At 53.1% G+C, this 18,137-nt stretch carries 12 protein-coding genes; 4 read left to right on the top strand and 8 right to left on the bottom strand.

The genetic code is table 11. The features are described 5' to 3' along the window. Window positions 1-30: 30 nt before the first annotated feature. The 5 genes from H5P27_RS04280 to H5P27_RS04260 all read right to left on the bottom strand — a co-directional run bounded on the left by H5P27_RS04280 (window position 31) and on the right by H5P27_RS04260 (window position 6,946). Window positions 31-2,568 carry a type II secretory pathway, component PulD gene (locus H5P27_RS04280; protein WP_185659140.1) on the bottom strand — a complete coding sequence of 846 codons (2,538 nt, stop codon included), beginning with the start codon at window positions 2,566-2,568 and terminating at the stop codon, window positions 31-33. A 36-nt stretch (window positions 2,569-2,604) separates the two neighbouring features. Continuing rightward, window positions 2,605-3,555 carry a hypothetical protein gene (locus H5P27_RS04275; RefSeq protein WP_185659139.1) on the bottom strand — a complete coding sequence of 317 codons (951 nt, stop codon included), beginning with the start codon at window positions 3,553-3,555 and terminating at the stop codon, window positions 2,605-2,607. Next, entirely contained in the window at window positions 3,548-4,528 is a 981-nt protein-coding gene (locus H5P27_RS04270) for an Amuc_1100 family pilus-like protein (RefSeq protein WP_185659138.1), read from the bottom strand. Before H5P27_RS04270 ends, H5P27_RS04275 begins: the two co-directional genes overlap by 8 nt. A 12-nt stretch (window positions 4,529-4,540) precedes the next feature. Then, a complete protein-coding gene (pilM, locus tag H5P27_RS04265) occupies window positions 4,541-6,217 on the bottom strand; it encodes a pilus assembly protein PilM (protein WP_185659137.1) in 1,677 nt (558 codons plus the stop codon). A 138-nt stretch (window positions 6,218-6,355) separates the two neighbouring features. Then, window positions 6,356-6,946, bottom strand: coding sequence for a hypothetical protein (locus H5P27_RS04260; RefSeq protein WP_185659136.1), 591 nt, complete (start codon window positions 6,944-6,946; stop codon window positions 6,356-6,358). Between the two features lie 92 nt (window positions 6,947-7,038). On the opposite strand from H5P27_RS04260, the gene H5P27_RS04255 reads away from it, so the two are divergent. The 4 genes from H5P27_RS04255 to H5P27_RS04240 all read left to right on the top strand — a co-directional run bounded on the left by H5P27_RS04255 (window position 7,039) and on the right by H5P27_RS04240 (window position 11,119). Then, entirely contained in the window at window positions 7,039-7,563 is a 525-nt protein-coding gene (locus H5P27_RS04255; RefSeq protein ID WP_185659135.1) for an NUDIX hydrolase, read from the top strand. Between the two features lie 129 nt (window positions 7,564-7,692). Further along, window positions 7,693-8,802: a pyruvate dehydrogenase (acetyl-transferring) E1 component subunit alpha gene (gene pdhA, locus H5P27_RS04250; RefSeq protein WP_185659134.1), complete on the top strand. Its 1,110-nt coding sequence runs from the start codon at window positions 7,693-7,695 to the stop codon at window positions 8,800-8,802. Between the two features lie 24 nt (window positions 8,803-8,826). After that, window positions 8,827-9,801, top strand: coding sequence for an alpha-ketoacid dehydrogenase subunit beta (locus H5P27_RS04245; RefSeq protein WP_185659133.1), 975 nt, complete (start codon window positions 8,827-8,829; stop codon window positions 9,799-9,801). 40 nt (window positions 9,802-9,841) lie between these two features. Continuing rightward, complete coding sequence (locus H5P27_RS04240) at window positions 9,842-11,119, top strand: dihydrolipoamide acetyltransferase family protein (RefSeq protein WP_185659132.1); 1,278 nt, start codon at window positions 9,842-9,844, stop codon at window positions 11,117-11,119. Between the two features lie 125 nt (window positions 11,120-11,244). On the opposite strand, the gene H5P27_RS04235 is transcribed toward H5P27_RS04240, so the two are convergent. The 3 genes from H5P27_RS04235 to H5P27_RS04225 all read right to left on the bottom strand — a co-directional run bounded on the left by H5P27_RS04235 (window position 11,245) and on the right by H5P27_RS04225 (window position 18,000). Then, window positions 11,245-13,659, bottom strand: coding sequence for a glycoside hydrolase family 2 TIM barrel-domain containing protein (locus tag H5P27_RS04235; protein WP_185659131.1), 2,415 nt, complete (start codon window positions 13,657-13,659; stop codon window positions 11,245-11,247). Between the two features lie 170 nt (window positions 13,660-13,829). Continuing rightward, window positions 13,830-15,497 (bottom strand): leucine-rich repeat domain-containing protein, encoded by a 1,668-nt coding sequence (locus H5P27_RS04230; protein ID WP_185659130.1) that lies wholly within the window; start codon window positions 15,495-15,497, stop codon window positions 13,830-13,832. A gap of 16 nt (window positions 15,498-15,513) precedes the next feature. Continuing rightward, complete coding sequence (locus H5P27_RS04225; RefSeq protein ID WP_185659129.1) at window positions 15,514-18,000, bottom strand: carbohydrate-binding domain-containing protein; 2,487 nt, start codon at window positions 17,998-18,000, stop codon at window positions 15,514-15,516. Window positions 18,001-18,137 lie beyond the last annotated feature (137 nt).

Here is an 18,137-nt window from a genome sequence, read left to right as displayed (position 1 = left end):
GCTTTGAAAATAAAATTCGAGCACTCAGTCCTATTGGCTGCGTGACTCGCTACCGCTCGGGGTGACGATAGTTGGATTTTGGAAAAGCGAGCCTGGTTGCACACCACGCAAGGTCTGACGCTTGGGAGAGCCACCTGGACTTACCATATTAGCTGTCACGAAAATCAGCAGATTACGTTTGGCAGAGCTTTCGCCTTCGGAGCGGAACAGACGACCAAACAAAGGTATGTCACCGAGGAAAGGAACCTTGTCGCTGACGGTGACTACATCCTCGCGAGTCATCCCACCCATAACCACGGTTGCTCCGTCCCAAATGGTGACGCGGGTCTCTACCTCACGCACTGCAAAAACGGGCTGATAGAATCCTGATGGCGTCTTCACCACGCGATCTTGAGTCATGGCGATACTTGGTCCGCCGTACTCTACAAAGCCTTCAAACTCGGTTACACGCGGATTCAAATCAAGGGTGATGCTGTAGTCATCCTCTTCAACAATCGGGGTCACGGCCAATTCCACACCCACGTTGCGGGTCTCGAATTCTTCTGGCGTACCAGGAGTGATCGTCACACCCGCGCTACCGGAGTCGCCCCGCGTGCTACCGACATCGCTCTCCGTATCGGAATAGCGGGTTGGGTAACGAAATTCTTGGCTAACATTGATCTTCGCCTCGTTGCCAGAGAGCACCGTGACTTTCGGCGCGCTGAGCAAATCGGAGCCGGACTTTTGAGACAAAGCTCGGATCGCAACGTTCACGTTCACCCCATCGATGTTTCCGATTACATTTGTGAAAGGTACCGCGTCTGCCCCAAGAAGCTTGGATCCAGGCAACTCGGGAGCAGAGATATTGTCGATCACTTCATCATTGACGATAATAGCGCTGCTGGCAGTCGCCGGCGCCGCAGCTTGAGCCAGTTGACGGAGAGAAGTCTGATAAATCTCACCGGTTTCGTAGCCATCGGTTCCTACCGATCCACGTTCGTCGATAATCCAGTCGAAGCCCAGCTCTTCTAGGGATCCTTCTTGGACTTCCAGGAACTTGGCTTCGATCTCGACCTGCTTAACGTCCGTGTAGCGGTTAAGCAAATTGCGGATACGCTCGAGATTTCGGCGGGTTTGGGTAACGAACATCGCCGAACCGTCGTAGGCCAAGGTGCTACCCTCTACTCCGCGGAAATCGACTCCGGCCTGCTGCAAGAAATTGCGAATCGTCTGCGCATCGCTGGCTACGCCTCGGTCGCGCACCCGGTCTCCTTCATCGGTATAAAACGGATCATCAAATACTCCGCCTGCTCCAGCACCAGAATTTCCACCTGTCATGCGAATCACAGTGGAACGAGAAATCGGGAAGAACTCCGTATCCAAATTTGTACGCTCCCCGCCCGGACGAACAACCACTGCGTCAGCCTCCACTTCGTATTGGAAACCCACCGAATCGACGATGAAGTCGAGGATTCTCTTCAGGGATAAATTACGCAGCGTGATGTTAACTGCGGGGTTCGAACGCTCGGGGTCGATCAAAACGAGGTTAACCCCTTTCACGCCAAGTCCGGTGGTATCGAATTGCTCCGAGATGGCGCTGAGCGTGTTGACCACTTTGCCAAGCTCGACCTCCGTGAAGTTCACGCTCGGGATAATGATGCGGTTTAATTTTTCGGTAAGAGGCAAAGTCACCGTATCCTCTACCTCAACTCCTGGACGCTCCTCGTAAATACTAGGACGTTGCCAAGCGTTGGATACTTCCTGCAGCAGTTGCTCGCGGGTCTTGAGCTTATTGAGATGCCCCATCTGCTGGCGTTCGCGAGCGATGCGAATTAGGAAATCCTTGGCCATCGAGTTGTTAGGATCCAAAGCCTCGATTTGTTTAAACGTAGCCTCCGCGCCTTCGATATCTCCGGCAAAGAACTGGCTGCGTCCTCTCAAACGCAAAACTTCGATTTGCTGCTGAAGCTTAACGAAGTCCGGACTGGCCTCATACACCGAAATGGAGCTTGGCGAGCCATTCGCGGTAGTGGCGCTGTATTGAGAACGCTGGCGCAAAAACTCTCGTTCGTCCCGCTTCAGCTCTTCGATCAAAACCTGGGTCATCGGATTCGGCTCCAAGCCGGAAATCGCGCGATTAATCGTGCGCAATGCTGAATCGTACTCGCCCCGATTCGCTTGGCGACGAGCCACTTCTCTCATCTCGCGAGAGCTTTGCATCGACTTCTCGATTCTCTCGGTCTCCAAACCTGCCAGGTACTCTGCTTCCCTTTGAAGTGCGGCCATGCGGTCGTCTTCTGTCGTGGGGATGCTTGATGAGCTGGGAGAGTCGGCGTTGGCGATAAGTCTATCCACACTTCCCAATATCCGCTTCACGGATACGTCGTCAGGGGCGATCTCCATGAGCTCTTCGAGCTTGGCTTTTGAAAGGGTTAAGTTTCCAGAGTCCCGAGCCTGTAAAGCTTCCGTCATGAGCCTGATCTTGGTTTCGGTATCGTCTTGAGCCGACGCTCCGATAGAACAGGCGAACGCGACTGCGATTCCAAGCAGTCTGGCTGAGGATCTTAGGGAGGGCATCATCTTAGTCATGGGCTGGTGGGAGTTAACGAGAGGAGGTTTGCGGACCTAACCTTCCGGCTGAGAGCTGGGAAGACGCGGCCTGATAGCAAAAGGGCTGGAAGGAGTTTCCTCTTGGCGACTGCCTCGAGGCATCGTTTCGTTTGAGATAGTTGGGGTAAGGGTGCGGGAAATTCTCTGGTCCCCATCTTTGGAGATCTTCGTAACAATTGCCGCTTCCGGCTGCGCAGACAAGTCTTCGATGAGATAATCTCCCGATCTGAGCTCTAAACGGCTCCCTTCCTGCACAAACCGCTCCAAACGAGCAGGCAAAAGACGTACTTTGGCTTCCAAGGCGGAGAACATCTTAGTCTCGGTATTTGTGAGGCTAATCTCCTGCCCGCTTTCGAAATCTTCCAGTCTTGCGACTCCCACGCTTTGGATCACAGGCGTATCGTCTTCGTTGCGAATCTCAATCTGCTGCTCGCTAAACCCAACTAGTCTGACTCCTAGATCACCTTCTTCCTGACCTACCGACAAATAAACGAGTGTGTTGTCCGAGGATTTCTCAAAATAGGCAATGTAGCTGCCTTCGTTGCCAGCGTAGCCCACTAGCTGCAGCTTGTAGGGCTTCTGGCGAACTTCCAAAAGCTCTACGTCAAAAGCGGCCCACATGCCATCGACAAAAGTTTCTTGAGCCCCCGTCGGCGGGATCACCGCAAACTCTCGTGTATTCGGATCGTAGTAGATAACGGGCGGCGTAAAAACGTCGAACACCCAGTCTTCTCCACGACTTTGGCTTTCAGGCGAGCTCCAGACGATTTCCTTAACCTCGGATACCTCCGATTCATAGATCGGAGCATTCACCTTCAACTCTGACAAAAGCGGGCGCCCCTGCCCCGCGATCGAATCGAGTTGACGTACCCCGATCACAGCTCGCATGCCGACCCACGCGAAGACGATCATCGCCACGAGGAGGAAGATCTTATCGAGGATCTCGCTGAGCTTGAACCTATGCACGGTCCTCTCCCTCCTTGGAGATGGGTTCAGGGATCTCGACCGACAACTTCAGGAACTCAACCGTCACTACGAATAGCGAGGTGTTGTCGGATATGATCGGCACCGCTCCTGTCTGGGATTCAAATGCCTTAGCACTGTTCACAAACGGGTTTTCGGCAATCGACTCCAAGCCTGTCTTCTCACCGCCCTCGCTCGAAAGCCCCGCTTCCACTCCTCTGACCACGAAGGGTAGAGACGAGTTTGAAATACGATTGAGAAAACTCCGCAGGGCGAAGGACTGTCCTCGAAATACGAGTCGGTAAACGTAGCTGTCGAAGGTTCCAGGGATCGAGAGACTCTGACCGGGCAGCACTGCGAATTGAGAGCCTTCGTTGTAGAGTAAGTCTTCCTGCCTTCTATTGATGGCCGCCGTCCTGCCCTTTTCCGGAAGCTGTCCGCGCTGCACTTTGACGAAAGACTGTACGCCTGATTCGAATAGCGTTTCGAGCAAGGCAGACACGACAACCGTTTGCTGGTGAATCGACTCCATCTGGTCTTCCGGAGGAGTTCCGTTGCCGAAGCTTTCGAAGCCGAACTCCGCATTCGGTGCGAGTTCGATTCCATTGCTCAAAGCAGAATAGCGAGCGTTTTCCTTGAAGCGATGGAAAGCGAACGACCAATCCGCTCTCGAAACAGGCGTCCTACCGTAGAACACCTCCTGATCGAATGTATTCAAGTTTAGGTTACCCATCGCTTTCTCGTAGGATTCGTAGAGATCGCGGTAATTTTCTTGGATCGCTTCTAAGTTGGAGCGAGTGGGTAACGGTCGGGATGCGAGGTAACGGTCGTATTGCGACGACTTCGTGACGTACGAGTCTTCGATTAAGCTTAATTCGCGATCCAATTTAAACAGATACCAAAGCCCCCACAAGAACGCGCCGGCCATGATCAACACCAACGTATAGAAAACGGGATTATTCTTTAGGAACCTCATTCGGTTTTACCCCTAGAGCGGCACGTCCTCCTTGACGATTAAGGTGAAATCGAAACGCAGGATTCCAGGCACGGAGTAGTCAAACCGCTCGTTTTCCAAAGCCGCTACGAAATCTGCTTCGCGAAAGCTCTCTAGGAGCGTTTTAACCCGTTCGTAGGAGTCAGGGCTGACATTGGATACAGGGTTGTCGGCATCCATCAATCTCCCCACCAGCTGGATCTTGGTCCGAGTATCCCGGTCTCTCACTCGGGCTACGCCCCTCCCGCTGGGAGCTGCCTGGTCTGGGCGATCAAGCCGTAGATTGTCCAACCACACGTCTTCGACCTCCGCCAAGCGCGATTGCATATCGTTTAAGATCGTCTGCCAAGCGGGTCGGGCCTCGGCCACTACCGCCGCGTCGTCCATGACGGAACGGATCTTCCGGATCTGCTCGGTCTGGCTATGGATTTCCTGATTGAGCTTTCGCAACGGCTGGATTTGCACGTTCAAATTCTGCAGCTCCTGCTCATAGGCATTGATCTTCAAAGTCGTATTCAGAATTGGCAGAGCCACAGCCCCGCAGGCAACCAATCCTGCTAGAATGTAGAACGGTTGCTGACGTCTAAATTTCCTCTGCCAAACAATGCTCCTTGGCGTTAAGTCCAGCGATGCACCATCAGGCATGAACCGGCCTACGCCCATCCCGATCGCATCCGCCAAAAAAGCTAAGTCGCCTTGCAAATCCGTCTGTAAGGATTCGTCGGATACACTGATATTTTTCAAAGGATCCAAACGGGCAACTTCTAGCCGAAGCTTCTCAGCTAGTTTCTCGTCCAGCTTGGACAAAAGCGAGCCGCCTCCAGTGAGGTAAACTTTGTCGACGTCGAAATTGAAGCCTTGCCGTTTGAGGACCGTGTTGGTTCTGAGAATCTCGCTGGCCAAACGGGCTTGGAAATTGTTGGCAGAGCGTTTGTAAGCAGCCATTTCCCCCTCGCTCAGAATTTCCTCTTCGCCGGAAACGAGCTTTACCCGCTCCGCCTCGGAAACGCTGATGCCAAGCAACTCCGCCATTTCGTTGGTCACCGATTGGCCGCCAAACGGAATATTACGGCTATGGAATCGGCTCCGATCTACAAAAACCAGATCCGTCGACTTCGCCCCGATGGAGAGGATCAAAGCGTTTTTAGCTTCGTCGCCGTAGTTGTAGCGGAAGGCATTAGCAAGGGTGGTGGCAGACGGCTCTATCCCCCTAAGTTCAATCTCAGCATCCTTGCTGTAGCGGGCTATCGACTCTACGATTTCCGTGCGAGAGGCCCCGATCACAACGTCGAAATCGAGATCATCCTCCTCGATGACGGAGTGTTCCCAGGTGACTTCCTCAATCGGATACGGAATGTTCTGCTTCGCTTCGAAGGCGACGATCTTGCTTCGCTTGGAAGCTGAAACTTGTGCGACCTTGAGGTACTTGCAGAGGGCGACATGTCCTGGGATAGAAAAACCTGCTGGATGTTGGCCTCGGAACCGAAGGGCTACTGCGTCCAGGTGCGAGGACGTCGCTTTGAGCCAAAGGAACGGATCGCTGGAAGATAGCTCGACCTGATCGACTTGATAATCCACCAACTCGCAGCGTCCACTTGGGTTCATCTTCAGATGAACCGAGCAAATGTGGTTTGCTCCAAGGCTTATCGCGAGGAAGTTTGTACTAGGCATACGAGAGGGACAAGGAGTAGGAAGCCATTCATTCTTTTTTAACACCTAGTCATTACAAGCTAAAACCAGTGCTACCGTGAGGCTTTGGATGAGCCGTTTTTCAGGAGCACCCCTAGCCGAACGCTCCAACCCTGAAAATCATTTCATCGAATTTCGCGGCAACTCCGGATGCGGCGTATCGCGGGGATAATACCACGCGAACGGGGTATCGATCTGTAGCCTAAATCCGGACGAACGCTCCGCCTCCAATCGGGAGCGAAAAGAACGCAAGGCTTCTACAGTTTCCAAGTTGGGCGATACAAAGCGTTCCAAAACGTGGCCCTTGGCAGAAAGAACTATTTCGAAGGCGAACGGTTCTCCTTTGACTTCGTCTCGATTAGTCAACTCCGGAATCAAATAGAAGCGAGCCACATGACGCCCCACTTCAAGCGTCGGGTAAATCGCTTCCGCTGAATAGAACCGAAAATCCCGCTCCCTGCCCTTTTCACGCACTGCGAATGAGAAGGACACCACCACCTCGTTGGCGAAACGGGGATTCCCCTCCTCGCCTTCCTTGATGTTGAAAGTGGCCGCCACTTCAAACCACGGGTCCGGAGCGCCCCGCTCCTCCACCAAATCGAATTGCACCTTTTGCACCTGAGCTTCCGTCGCCACGAGCGAGCCGGCGCCCAGGAGAATTACAGTCAATACAGTCAAGCGAGCGAACATACTCACAAACTCGCGTATCATCGCCACTCGGGCAAGAGAAAGCCCAGCTTCGCCCGTCAAAACGCTTGCCCCGTGGACCAGGCTAGAACCTACTGCCAGCCTCGACCTTAGTCATGCAGTATAAGATTAGCGTACTCATATTTCTGAAAGATCCATCTGGCCGATTCCTGATGCTACAGCGGGCCAAATCACCCAACAAAGGGCTCTGGAGCCCTATCGGCGGAAAACTGGAAATGCCAAAAGGCGAGTCGCCCTTCGAGTGCGCCATTCGTGAAGCGAAAGAAGAAACCGGTATCGATCTCACGGAGAAGGACCTGCATCTCTTCTGCATGGCCGCTGAAAAGGCCTACGAGGGGAAAACGCATTGGCTCATGTTTCTGTTCGACTGCAGCAAGGCTCTAGAATCTCTGCCTGCCGATTTCGACGAGGGAAATTTCTCCTTCTTTAGCCGGGAAGAGATCGACCAACTTGCTATTCCAGAAACGGATCGTGACGGACTTTGGGACATCTATGACAAGTACCACGACCGCTTCGTAGCTCTAAAAGTCGACTGTCAGCCTGGCCAGCCGCTCGACTTCCAGCTCGAGGAGCTCATCCCTGCCGACAAAATCACTCCGGCTGCGAATGCGAAAGGCTAATTCCTTCGTCTACCGGAAATTATCAGACCTACGTAGGCCGCTTTGTTGTTGTCTCAAAGCCGCCAACACCTTGAATCCAGATTTTCCAAAGTATTTCCTTCTCAAAAACCGAGAAAACGAGACAGAAAAGTGAGCGCAAAAACAACGCCTAAGAAACGCGTAAAGCCAGCAGCATCCATCCTGGCCGACGAAGCGAAATTGCCTATCAACAAAGACCTCTCCAAAGAGGAGCAAATCGGATTCTACCGGGACATGGTTAGAATTCGCCGCTTCGAGGAGCGTTCTCTCCGAGTTTACCAGCAAGGTAAGATCGGCGGATTCCTCCACCTCTACATCGGTCAGGAATCCATCGCAGTAGCCTGCGCTTCTTTGATGGGCGATCACGACCACATGATCACTGCTTACCGCAACCACGGCCACGCGCTCGCCGTCGGAATGGGCATGAACGAATGTATGGCCGAGCTTCTTGGCAAGGCAACTGGCTGCTCCAAGGGCAAGGGCGGCTCCATGCACTTTTTCGCTCCGGACAAAAACTACTGGGGCGGACACGGAATCGTGGGAGGTCAAATCCCACTCGGCGTAGGTCTCGCCTATGGAGTCAAGTACAAGGGCAACACTGGTTCCGCCATGGCCTTCATGGGTGATGGAGCTATCAACCAAGGAGCCGTGCACGAAGCCTACAACCTCGCAGCCCTCTGGGATCTGCCAGCGATTTTCATCATCGAAAACAACGGCTACTCTATGGGTACCTCCCAGGAGCGCTCCTCCTCGCACCCGAAGGAAGGTCTCGCCGCTCGCGCCGAGGGCTACAACATGGCTTGGGAAAACATCAACGGCGAATCGCTCTTCGCTATCCGCGACGGAGTTGGACGTGCCATCAAGCGGGCTCACGAGGAATCGAAGCCAACCATTCTCGAGATCCACACCTACCGTTACCAAGGCCACTCCGTGGCAGACGCCAATGCCAAGAAGTACCGCACCAAGGAAGAGATCGACGACTACCGTAAGAACCACGATCCGCTCAACGTCTACCGCCTCTACTTGCTCGACCAGAAAGTCATGAGCGAAGAGGAAATGAAAGAGATCGACGCGGCAGCGAAGAAGGAAGCGGACGATGCCGCCAAGTTCGCCGACGAAAGCCCATTCCCAAGCGTGGAGTCCATCACCGAGGACGTCTACTGGGAAGCGGACAATCCAGATCAGCGTACCTCCGAAGGACGCCTCTTCTTCAACGACTAATTTTCAAAAGAAACGGACACTAAAATGCCAGAGATCTCTTACAGACAGGCAATCAAGGACGCGCTCGCCGAAGAAATCGAGCGAGACGAGAACGTCGTCGTCATCGGCGAAGAAGTAGCCCAGTATAACGGCGCCTACAAGGTAACCGAAGGCCTCCTCGAGCGCTACGGACCGAAGCGCATCGTCGACGCCCCAATCTCCGAAGCCGGCTTCATCGGCATGGGCATCGGAGCCTCCATGTTGGGCGTTCGCCCCGTTATGGAGCTCATGTTCTGGAGCTTCGCCTACGTCGCTTGGGACCAGATGATCAACAACGCCGGCTGCGTGCGCTACATGTCGGGCGGCCTGATCAATGTGCCAATCGTGATCCGCGGACCAGCCAATGGCGGCACAAACGTTGGAGCTACCCACTCCCACACACCGGAAAACCTTATCGCCAACATGCCTGGTTTGAAGGTTGTCTGCCCAGCCACGCCTTACGATGCCAAGGGTCTTATGAAAGCCGCTATACGCGACAACGACCCCGTTTACGTTATGGAGTCCACCCTCCTCTACGGAACCACCGGCGAAGTCCCCGAGGAAGAGTACGTCATCCCTCTCGGCAAGGCTGACATCAAGAAGGAAGGCACAGACGTCACCATCGTTTGCCACGGCCCATCCGTTCCAGTCGCCCTCACCGCGGCTCAAGTCCTCGAAGAGGAGCACAACATCAGCGCTGAAGTAGTCGACCTCCGCTCCATCCGTCCTTTGGACGAGGAGACCATCATCAACTCGGTCAAGAAGACTTCTCGCGCCGTGCTGGTGGAAGAAAATCGCCCCTTCTGCGGCGTAGACGCCCAAATCGCCTACACCATCCAGAACAAGGCCTTCGACTACCTTGACGCTCCGATTCTGCGCGTCTCGACCATCGACGCCCCAGCCATGTACAGTCCTGCCATCGAGCCGGAGCAGTTGCCTAAGGCCGCCACCGTGGTCGACAAGGTTCTGTCCATCATGTAACCGTCCTCGCCTTTCATCTCACACCTTCAAATTTAGAAATATGGCAACATTCATAGAAATGCCGAAGCTCTCCGACACCATGACTGTCGGAACCGTCGCTAACTGGCTCAAAAACGAGGGCGACGCTATCGAATCTGGCGATGTCATCGCGGAGATCGAAACCGATAAGGCAACCATGGAACTGGAAGCCTTCGACGATGGTATCCTGCTCAAGCAAATCGCAAAGGTTGGAGAGCAGGTAGCGATCGGCGCACCGATCGCAGCCATCGGTGAAGAGGGAGAAGAGGTAGAAGTACCAGACGCTCCTTCCGCACCAGCTGCATCGGAAGAAAAGGAGGAGGAGCCAGCGGAAGAAAAGTCCAGCTCTTCAGCTCCAGCAGCCTCTTCTAGCTCCGCTGACTCCAGCGACCGCATCAAGGCCTCCCCTCTAGCTAAGAAGTTGGCGAAATCTGAAGGAGTCGACCTCTCTTCAGTGAAAGGAACCGGCCCCAACGGACGCATCGTTAAGCAGGACGTTTTGGACGCTAAGGAAAAGGGAGGCTCTTCCAGCGCTCCAGCTTCTGCTCCAGCTCCGGCCGCTCCCGTCACTTTACCCGGCCTTGCTATCGCCGAGACTCAAGACCTTCCGGTTTCTTCCATGCGTGGCGTAATCGCAAAGCGTCTGGTAGAATCCAAGGTCACCGCTCCTCACTTCTACCTGCAGATCGAAGTCAACGCGGCGAACTTGCTCGCCACTCGCGCCAAGATCAACGCCGAGCTGGCTAAGGTCCCTGCAGAGCACGGCGGCAGCATTAAGCTCACCGTAAACGACTTCATCCTGAAGGCGTCTGCCGAAGCCCTACGCCGCGTGCCAACCATGAACCGAGCTTGGCAAGGTACGACCATCCGCCAAAACGGCGCGGTCAACTTGGCATTTGGCGTGGCGATCGAAGACGGACTGCTCACTCCTGTTATCCGCAACGCGGAAAGCAAGACGCTCAAGCAGATCGCCATCGAGGCCAAGGAACTCATCGGTAAGGCTCGCAACAAGAAGCTCAGCCCTGCAGAAATGTCCGACAGCACCTTCACGGTCACCAACCTCGGCATGTTCGGTATTAGCAGCTTCTACGGCATCATCAACACACCAAACGCGGGTATCCTTTCCGTGGGAGCCACTGAGAACAAGCCGATCGTCAACGAGGCTGGCGAGATCGTTCCTGGCCAGATCATGACCATCGGAGTCAGCTGCGACCACCGTGCCGTAGATGGAGCCGTAGGAGCGGAATACTTGCAGCACCTAAAAATCCTGCTCGAAAACCCAGCCCTCTCGCTCATCTAAGAACGAGTTTCTAAGCTTTTCAAAAACAAGCCTCACGCTTTCCAGCGTGAGGCTTTTTGTTAACTTAATTCACCATGTAGGAGCGACCTTGGTCGCGATCATTCAACCCCAAACCGGTGCCACACCTACCGAACGCTCTTCAGCGAAACAGAGAGCGCACTCAGATAGGGCGAAGTAAATTCCACTTCAATCGGCCCCTCCTCTTCCGTAGTCTGGATGTAGGCCAGCAGCCTCCCGTTTTTGAAACGTAGTTGGTTTTTGGTGAAATCCACCGTCACGTCTCCTGAACCGTTTTCCAAGCCAAGCAACTTGCCCGCTCCAGTCACTTGGCAGCGTACCATGTTATCTGCAAGCCTCGCCAAAAGCCCATCTTCGTCATGGGCTTCCAAATACACCAAGGCAACGCCTCCATTCGCCGACAGCGTTTCGCTGCTGACTCGCCCTACGATCTCAACTGGAGCACCGCCTGTTGCCACTTTATTGGAAGCGACTAATTCTCCATCCCTAAAAGCACGAACTTCCAGCGAGCCCGCTTGAAATGGAATATCCCAATAGATGATCGCTGTATCATCGTCGTAGTCCTTCCGCTTTCCCACCAGCTCTCCATTCAGGTAAAGCTCAGCCGCATCACAATTGGTGTAGGCAACCACTCGAGTTTCTTGCCCTTCCTCCCAATTCCAAAGCTGAGGCGCCCCAATATACGGAGGACGAGACGAATCGCCCGCTGGATAACTGCCCACGTAGACCATCGGCTCCTCCGTCCACAAAGCCTTACGGAAGTAGCCAAGCCCCTTGATGGTGTTCGCTTGGTCGATCAATCCAGTCCCAAAGCCTCGAGATGGCCAACGCCCTGCCTCCCCTAGATAATCGAAACCGGTCCAAAGGAATTGTCCAAAAATGTAATCGTTGTCCCGTACCGCTTTCCAAGCGGCAAGATCGTGGCGGTTCTCGCTGCCATAGATCACTCGATCAGGATATTTCTTATGATCCATTTCGTAACGACTCTCGGTATAATTGTATCCGGCCACGTCCAAGGCAAATGGATACTCGGTTTCGTTCGACATCACGACTCCGGCAAGAGCCGCTGTCACAGGGCGAGTCATGTCGTTGGCTCGAACAACAGCTGCGAGACGCTTAGCGATTCCTCCCAGGCGATCCGCGTGAGGTTGTTCTTCGTGAAAACCAGAACGGTGGATTTGGCCAATACCTGCCTCATCCAAAACTTCGTGGCTGTATGGATCGTTTGGATAATCAACCTCGTTTCCGATGCTCCACATGATGATGGAGGGATGATTGCGATCACGTTTGACCAAAGACTCCATGTCGCGCTCTGCCCACTCGCGGAAAAACTCCGCGGGCCCTTGAAATCCAGGTTCACCTACATTCCAACCTTCCAGCCACTTCTTTTTCGGATACTCCCATTCATCGAATCCTTCGTCCATCACCAGCACCCCCTCTTCATCGCAAACCTCGTAAAGGTCTGGAGCATGCGGATTGTGGCTCATACGAATCGCGTTCACGCCAATCTCCTTCAATTGCAGAACGCGTTCTCGCCACACTTCCTTGGGGACCGCTGCACCAAGCGTACCGGCATCATGGTGCAGGCACACCCCTTTGATTTTCATCCATTTCCCGTTAAGCGCGAATCCCTTGTTTGGGTCGAAATCCAAACTTCGGATACCGACAGGAGTCTCTGCCCTATCTCGAACTTGCCCATCCTCGGTAATCTTCGAAACGAGGGTATAAAGGTATGGAGAATCAACTCCCCAACGGCTTGGTGAATCGACATGGATCGTTTGTTTGGATTTGCCCGACTCCAGGCTGGCTAGGGCAAGATTTCCCGAAGTTTTGCCAACCAAGGCACCTTCCGCATCGAATAGTTCAAACGTGACCTCCAGTTCGGAATCTGACTCTGAATCGTTCCGAACTTCGGCTCCCAGCGTCAAAGCCGCTGCACCTTCCGAATCGAATTCCGCTCCATAGGTAATACCCCATTGCTCAAAATGCACGGGATCGGAACTGACTAGAAAAACGTCCCGATAGATCCCCGACCCTGTGTACCAACGTGAATCCGCATCGTCGCTGTGATCAACTCTCACTGCCACTACATTTTCTTCTCCCGGCTTCACGTATTCACTGATATCGTACATGAAGGAGACGTAGCCATTTGGCCGTTTGCCCAGCCAAGTTCCGTTGATGAACACTTCGCTTTTGTTGTACACCCCCTCGAAGTAGAGATAGTGACGTCTTCCCTCGGCAGACTCGGGAATCTCCAAATGCGTACGATACCAGCCGATTCCGCCCGCTAAGTAACCGGTTGCGCTGGCCTTACTTGGGCTTGGAACCTGCCGCACTGTCCAATCGTGCGGCACTCTTACGTCTTCCCATTTACTCTCGTCCACCATCGCTCGCCCCCCGTACTGGAGGTCTCCGAGGTGGAATTTCCAATCGTGAATCGCCTTGGACTCACCAAAACCTTGGCCAATCAAATTCGAGGAGAGACAGATGGCCATACACAGCAGGGCTATAATTCTAAACATGAACAGGGGGGCTAACTGTTAGCGAAAGCAGGAAACAATGGATACGCTTTGACCAAAACGAATCCTTTCCCGGAACGTCAGGCTAAGCGCCGCTGCCTTCAATGAGCAAACCCCTATTCTAGAGCGAGTAGCCCCCGCCGTCTATCCCCTAATCGGGTGAACCACTCCGCCTATTCGAACAAAATTCTTAAGCGGAGAAAAATGGATTCCCCGTAGGCGAGAGCCGATGCTTTAACAACCCCATCTGTTCCCTCGCGCACAAGTTCTACCTCAGAATCGCTCCAGTTGACCAAATCCGTACTCGCCTCCACTTCATACGTTACCTCCGAACGAGCGCCGTAATAGCTGAGACTCACGCCATCTTCCTCCAGAGTAGCCTTCGGGAGAGATTCGCTCAAATCCTCCGCCGGGTCCAAACCAAATGCGTAAGCAAGGCCAAGGCTCACTCCGTCCCCATTGACGTCATCACTGATATCCGTGTCCTCTGAAAAACCGTTCTCCACCAACCATTCTACAAACGTTGTCGTGTCACCCAAAATGTAGGCTGCGTAGAGCATCCAAGTCGGAGTGGTAAAACCGCTTGCTCCTTCCAGATAATAGATAGTGAAATCCGAGGCGGTATTATCAAAAACGGCCTCACCCATGCCTGGGCTATCGCCTAGGAAGAGGGCCGAAGAAAGACTGCTCGCGTAATGGAACGCATCCGCTCCGAGTTCCAGTAAATTAGCCGGTAGCTCGATTTCGTCCATACCACTGCATCCGCCAAAAGCCCACTCGCCAATACTGGTAATCGTTTCGGGAAACGTGATTGATTCCAGACCTGTGGCATAATAAAAAGCTTCCGCTGGAATCACCTTGATTTGACTAGTCAAACCAACGGATTCCAAATGGGCACAATGGGCAAACGCACCCGTTGAAATCTCGCCCACCGTAGATGGCAATTCATAGCTACCATCCTTGCCCGCGGGAACACGCACAAGCGTAGTCTGACTGCTGTCGTATAGAACACCATCGACAGCGCTGAAGCTCGTATTCGCCCCAGCCACCGTAAATGCCTCGAGCTTCGGGCAATCCGCCAAAACACTGTCGGCTAAGCTGGTGATGCTCGCATTTAAGCCGAACTGAACCAGCTCGTCACAGCCTCTGAAGGCGTCCTCCCCGACACTCGTTAAACCGCTTGGTAAATCGAATTGAACCAAACTATCACATTGGGCAAAACTTGAACTTCCGATCGAAGAAACTGTACTTGCTAAATCAATACTGGACAGAGCTGAGCAGCCTAGAAAAGCGGCATCCGGTATTTCCGCCACTCCACTTGGCAACTCGATAGACGCTAGGCTTTCGCAATAAGAAAAAGCGGAAGATCCAATTTCAGCTAATGTACTAGGTATTTCAATACTAACAAGTGAAACGCATCCGGCGAATGACGAATCTCCTATCTTCGTCAAACTGTCCGACAACTCGATAGAGCTCAATTTTGGACAATCGAAGAACGCGCCGGATGGGATTTCCGTCACACCATCTGGCAAAGTCACCGATACGAGTTCATCGCACCCTGCAAACGCATGATCGCCGATCCGAGAGACGCTGCTACCTGACGCGAACGTAACACTCGTCAGGCCATCCTGATCGTAAAGAGCCGCTCCAGCGATCGCCACGACTGTGTAGCCATCTACACTGCTTGGTATGCTCAGAGAACCCGAGGGTTCCACACCTTCAACAAAGCCAGAAATAGTGGCCTCTGAATCCCTCAAGGAATAGGTATAGGTCGAGTCCGCGAAGCCACTAACAGTCGCCAGTAGGCAAATAGCCGATACAAAAAAAGTCTGCTTATTCATAACTAAATCGAATCTATTAGTTTACGGAAGTCACCATTGAGCTAGGCGTGAAAGTGGTCACTTGTGTGCCACCCGAAACCGTTGCGCCCGTGATCAGGCCGTGAAATTCAGTTCCACCCGTTGCAGTGACCCCGGTAAGAATGGTGTACTTGGTCGAAGACGCCAAATTCGGATTGCTGAAGAGCAAGGTCATAGACCCGCCGGAGCTTCCGCCTCTACCACCTCCACCGCCGGCATAACTTCTCGGGATTCGGTATACCAGATTATCACCGCTAGACGACTTCACCTGCAACACGACATCCTTGGTTCCCGTTCCGGAATAAATCACGGATCGTTGAGTACTCGTCGATGAACTCGGAGTACTAGTGGATCCTCCTGTTCCTACGACAATACCACCTGTAATCGTGAAAGTATTGTTGTCGCAATCAAAGCCTTCTTCAGGAGATGTAGATCCAGACGCCAAAACAGTGCCTCCACTAATTGTAATGGTACCATTTGAATCGATACCATCGTTACTACTACTGTAGCTGTAGACCTGTCCTCCAGAAATAGTTAAACTGCGAGAAGCGTTGATGCCGTCATCGGCCGCTTCGATTTCGATTATTCCTCCGGCGATCGTAAGGCTTGCTTTACTCTCCATTCCCTCCGCTCCCGAACTGGTAGTTGTCGACGAGAAATGCCCTCCGTTCATTACAAGATCCCCCTCAGACTTGAAGCCTTTGGGATTTGAATAGTTACGATTGCTAACAGAGACACGCGAACCACTCACATTGGCAGTAATAATCGGATACGTATCATCTCCCAAAACTCCAAGAGTCGCATCTCCTACACATGAGATGGCATCTCCGGCATTCCCCGTTGCTTCTGTGAGTAGAGTGCCTCCCGTGATCGTAAGATTTCCATCTGCCTTAAAACAATCTGAGGCTGCGATATCTGTGGAGCCGCTCTCGTTGGTAAACGTAGAAGATGGTCCTCCGGTCGTATAAATATCAAACGAGCCTCCACTCATCACGATATCTCCATCAACCGATACGCCTTTTCCAGCAGTTCCTGCGTGTTTTACCACAAAGGTGCCACCCGAAACTGTCAGCGAGTCATCACACTTGATCGCCGTGCAATAAGAGGGATCGTAATAAGAAGTGGATACGGATTCGAGCAATACATCACCGGTTAGGTAAAAGTCGAATTCCCCACCGGCCAAGGTCATCGTCCCCTTGCTTTTCAAGCCCTTAGAAGCATCCCCTTCCAGATCCAAAACGAACTCTCCCCCTTCGATAGTCAAAGCCTCAGACGCGGAAAGTCCATCGCTGGAAGCACCTGCCAATCGTATCCGAATTTGCCCATCGGTAATTAGAATATTGGTATCCGACTTAATCGCGTCCGCAGTCGCTGTGTCCGTCTCGCCATCCTCGTCCGTGAATGAATCGGAGGCTCCACCCATTAGGCTGATATCAATTCCACCTCCGCTTACGGAGATCTCGCCATCCGCGGATATCCCCTTGCCTGCTAGGCCTGTATGCGTGACGAGCAAAGAGCCGTCGCTTACGGAAACCGCCCCCTTACACTTCAAAGCGCTGGAATAAGAAGGATCCATATAAGTCGAGGCGTCGCCTTCCACTGTTTCGAGAACCACATCTCCGGATAGTTTCAGAAACGCGGAGCCTCCCGTCATGGAAAAATCACCATCGGCCGAGATTGCCTTAGACTGTGCCCCTTCCATGGATACGACCACAGTTCCCCCCGCCATCGTGAAGTTCCCATCGGTCGCCAAGCCTTTGGAGTCATCTTCTGGGCAGACTACCTGTACTGATCCGCCGTAAATTTCGATCCCATCTCCTGCATCAATTCCGTCGCCGGAGGCATCAAGCGTGAGCGAGCCGTGATCGAGTCGGAACAAGTCTTTAGGATGCAACGCATCTTTCGCTGCCGCAGTTACTTCGATCTTGCCGCCAAACACACGAATATCGTCAGCCGCGTAAATTGCATGGGCAGCCAAGCTTGACACCTGCAGGCTTCCATCGCCGGAAACCATTAATCCGCCAGAGGCATCAATCGTACCATTTCCATCTCTTGTGTAAGTCGCGGAATCCGAGAGGACATTGACCGAGCCTTCGCCTAAGGTTAAAAAACTCCGCTCCTCGGTGAGTAGAGCTAATGCCGGTCCATCTCCGCTCGCCAGCTCCACTCCTTCAAGGTCCACTAAACAGCGGTACGCACTTGTTACTTGCAGGTACCCGTTGCTTGAACTTCCGGACAGAGTGAAACGAACGCCAGGTTCGTTAGCGGTTACGATCACTTGCGAGCTCTGGCTACCATAACTGATCGATACATCAGCAGCGCTCGAAACGGTCGAACTGCTGCCATTAAAAACGATTTCAACCGTCTTGGCGAAATCAGATTCTTCCAGACGGTCCCGGTCGACCTCGGCTCGAAGTTGAACCACCAAAGCTAGAAAAACGGAGGCTGTTGAGAAAAGGGTTTTTAGGAGTGATTTCGGAGACATAACAATGTGCGAGATTGGAAGACGTCGAACAGATCGAACACTTCCTTTTTCGATACGCGACTGGACTGTGCCGCGATTCAAATTGTGTCATTTATGTGACGATCCCTACTTAATCTGGGACAAAACGGGGGTTAGCT

This window comes from Pelagicoccus albus, from assembly GCF_014230145.1.
GTDB classification, from domain to species: Bacteria; Verrucomicrobiota; Verrucomicrobiia; order Opitutales; family Opitutaceae; genus Pelagicoccus; species Pelagicoccus albus.
This window is presented reverse-complemented; position numbering and strand designations above follow the sequence as displayed.

Coding starts and splice junctions, on each gene's coding strand:
- H5P27_RS04240 (WP_185659132.1), top strand. CDS start 9,842: ATGGCAACATTCATAGAAATGCCGAAGCTCTCCGACACCATGACTGTC.
- H5P27_RS04235 (WP_185659131.1), bottom strand. CDS start 13,659: ATGTTTAGAATTATAGCCCTGCTGTGTATGGCCATCTGTCTCTCCTCG.
- H5P27_RS04280 (WP_185659140.1), bottom strand. CDS start 2,568: ATGACTAAGATGATGCCCTCCCTAAGATCCTCAGCCAGACTGCTTGGA.
- H5P27_RS04230 (WP_185659130.1), bottom strand. CDS start 15,497: ATGAATAAGCAGACTTTTTTTGTATCGGCTATTTGCCTACTGGCGACT.
- H5P27_RS04245 (WP_185659133.1), top strand. CDS start 8,827: ATGCCAGAGATCTCTTACAGACAGGCAATCAAGGACGCGCTCGCCGAA.
- H5P27_RS04225 (WP_185659129.1), bottom strand. CDS start 18,000: ATGTCTCCGAAATCACTCCTAAAAACCCTTTTCTCAACAGCCTCCGTT.
- H5P27_RS04260 (WP_185659136.1), bottom strand. CDS start 6,946: ATGATACGCGAGTTTGTGAGTATGTTCGCTCGCTTGACTGTATTGACT.
- H5P27_RS04270 (WP_185659138.1), bottom strand. CDS start 4,528: ATGAGGTTCCTAAAGAATAATCCCGTTTTCTATACGTTGGTGTTGATC.
- pilM (WP_185659137.1), bottom strand. CDS start 6,217: ATGCCTAGTACAAACTTCCTCGCGATAAGCCTTGGAGCAAACCACATT.
- H5P27_RS04255 (WP_185659135.1), top strand. CDS start 7,039: ATGCAGTATAAGATTAGCGTACTCATATTTCTGAAAGATCCATCTGGC.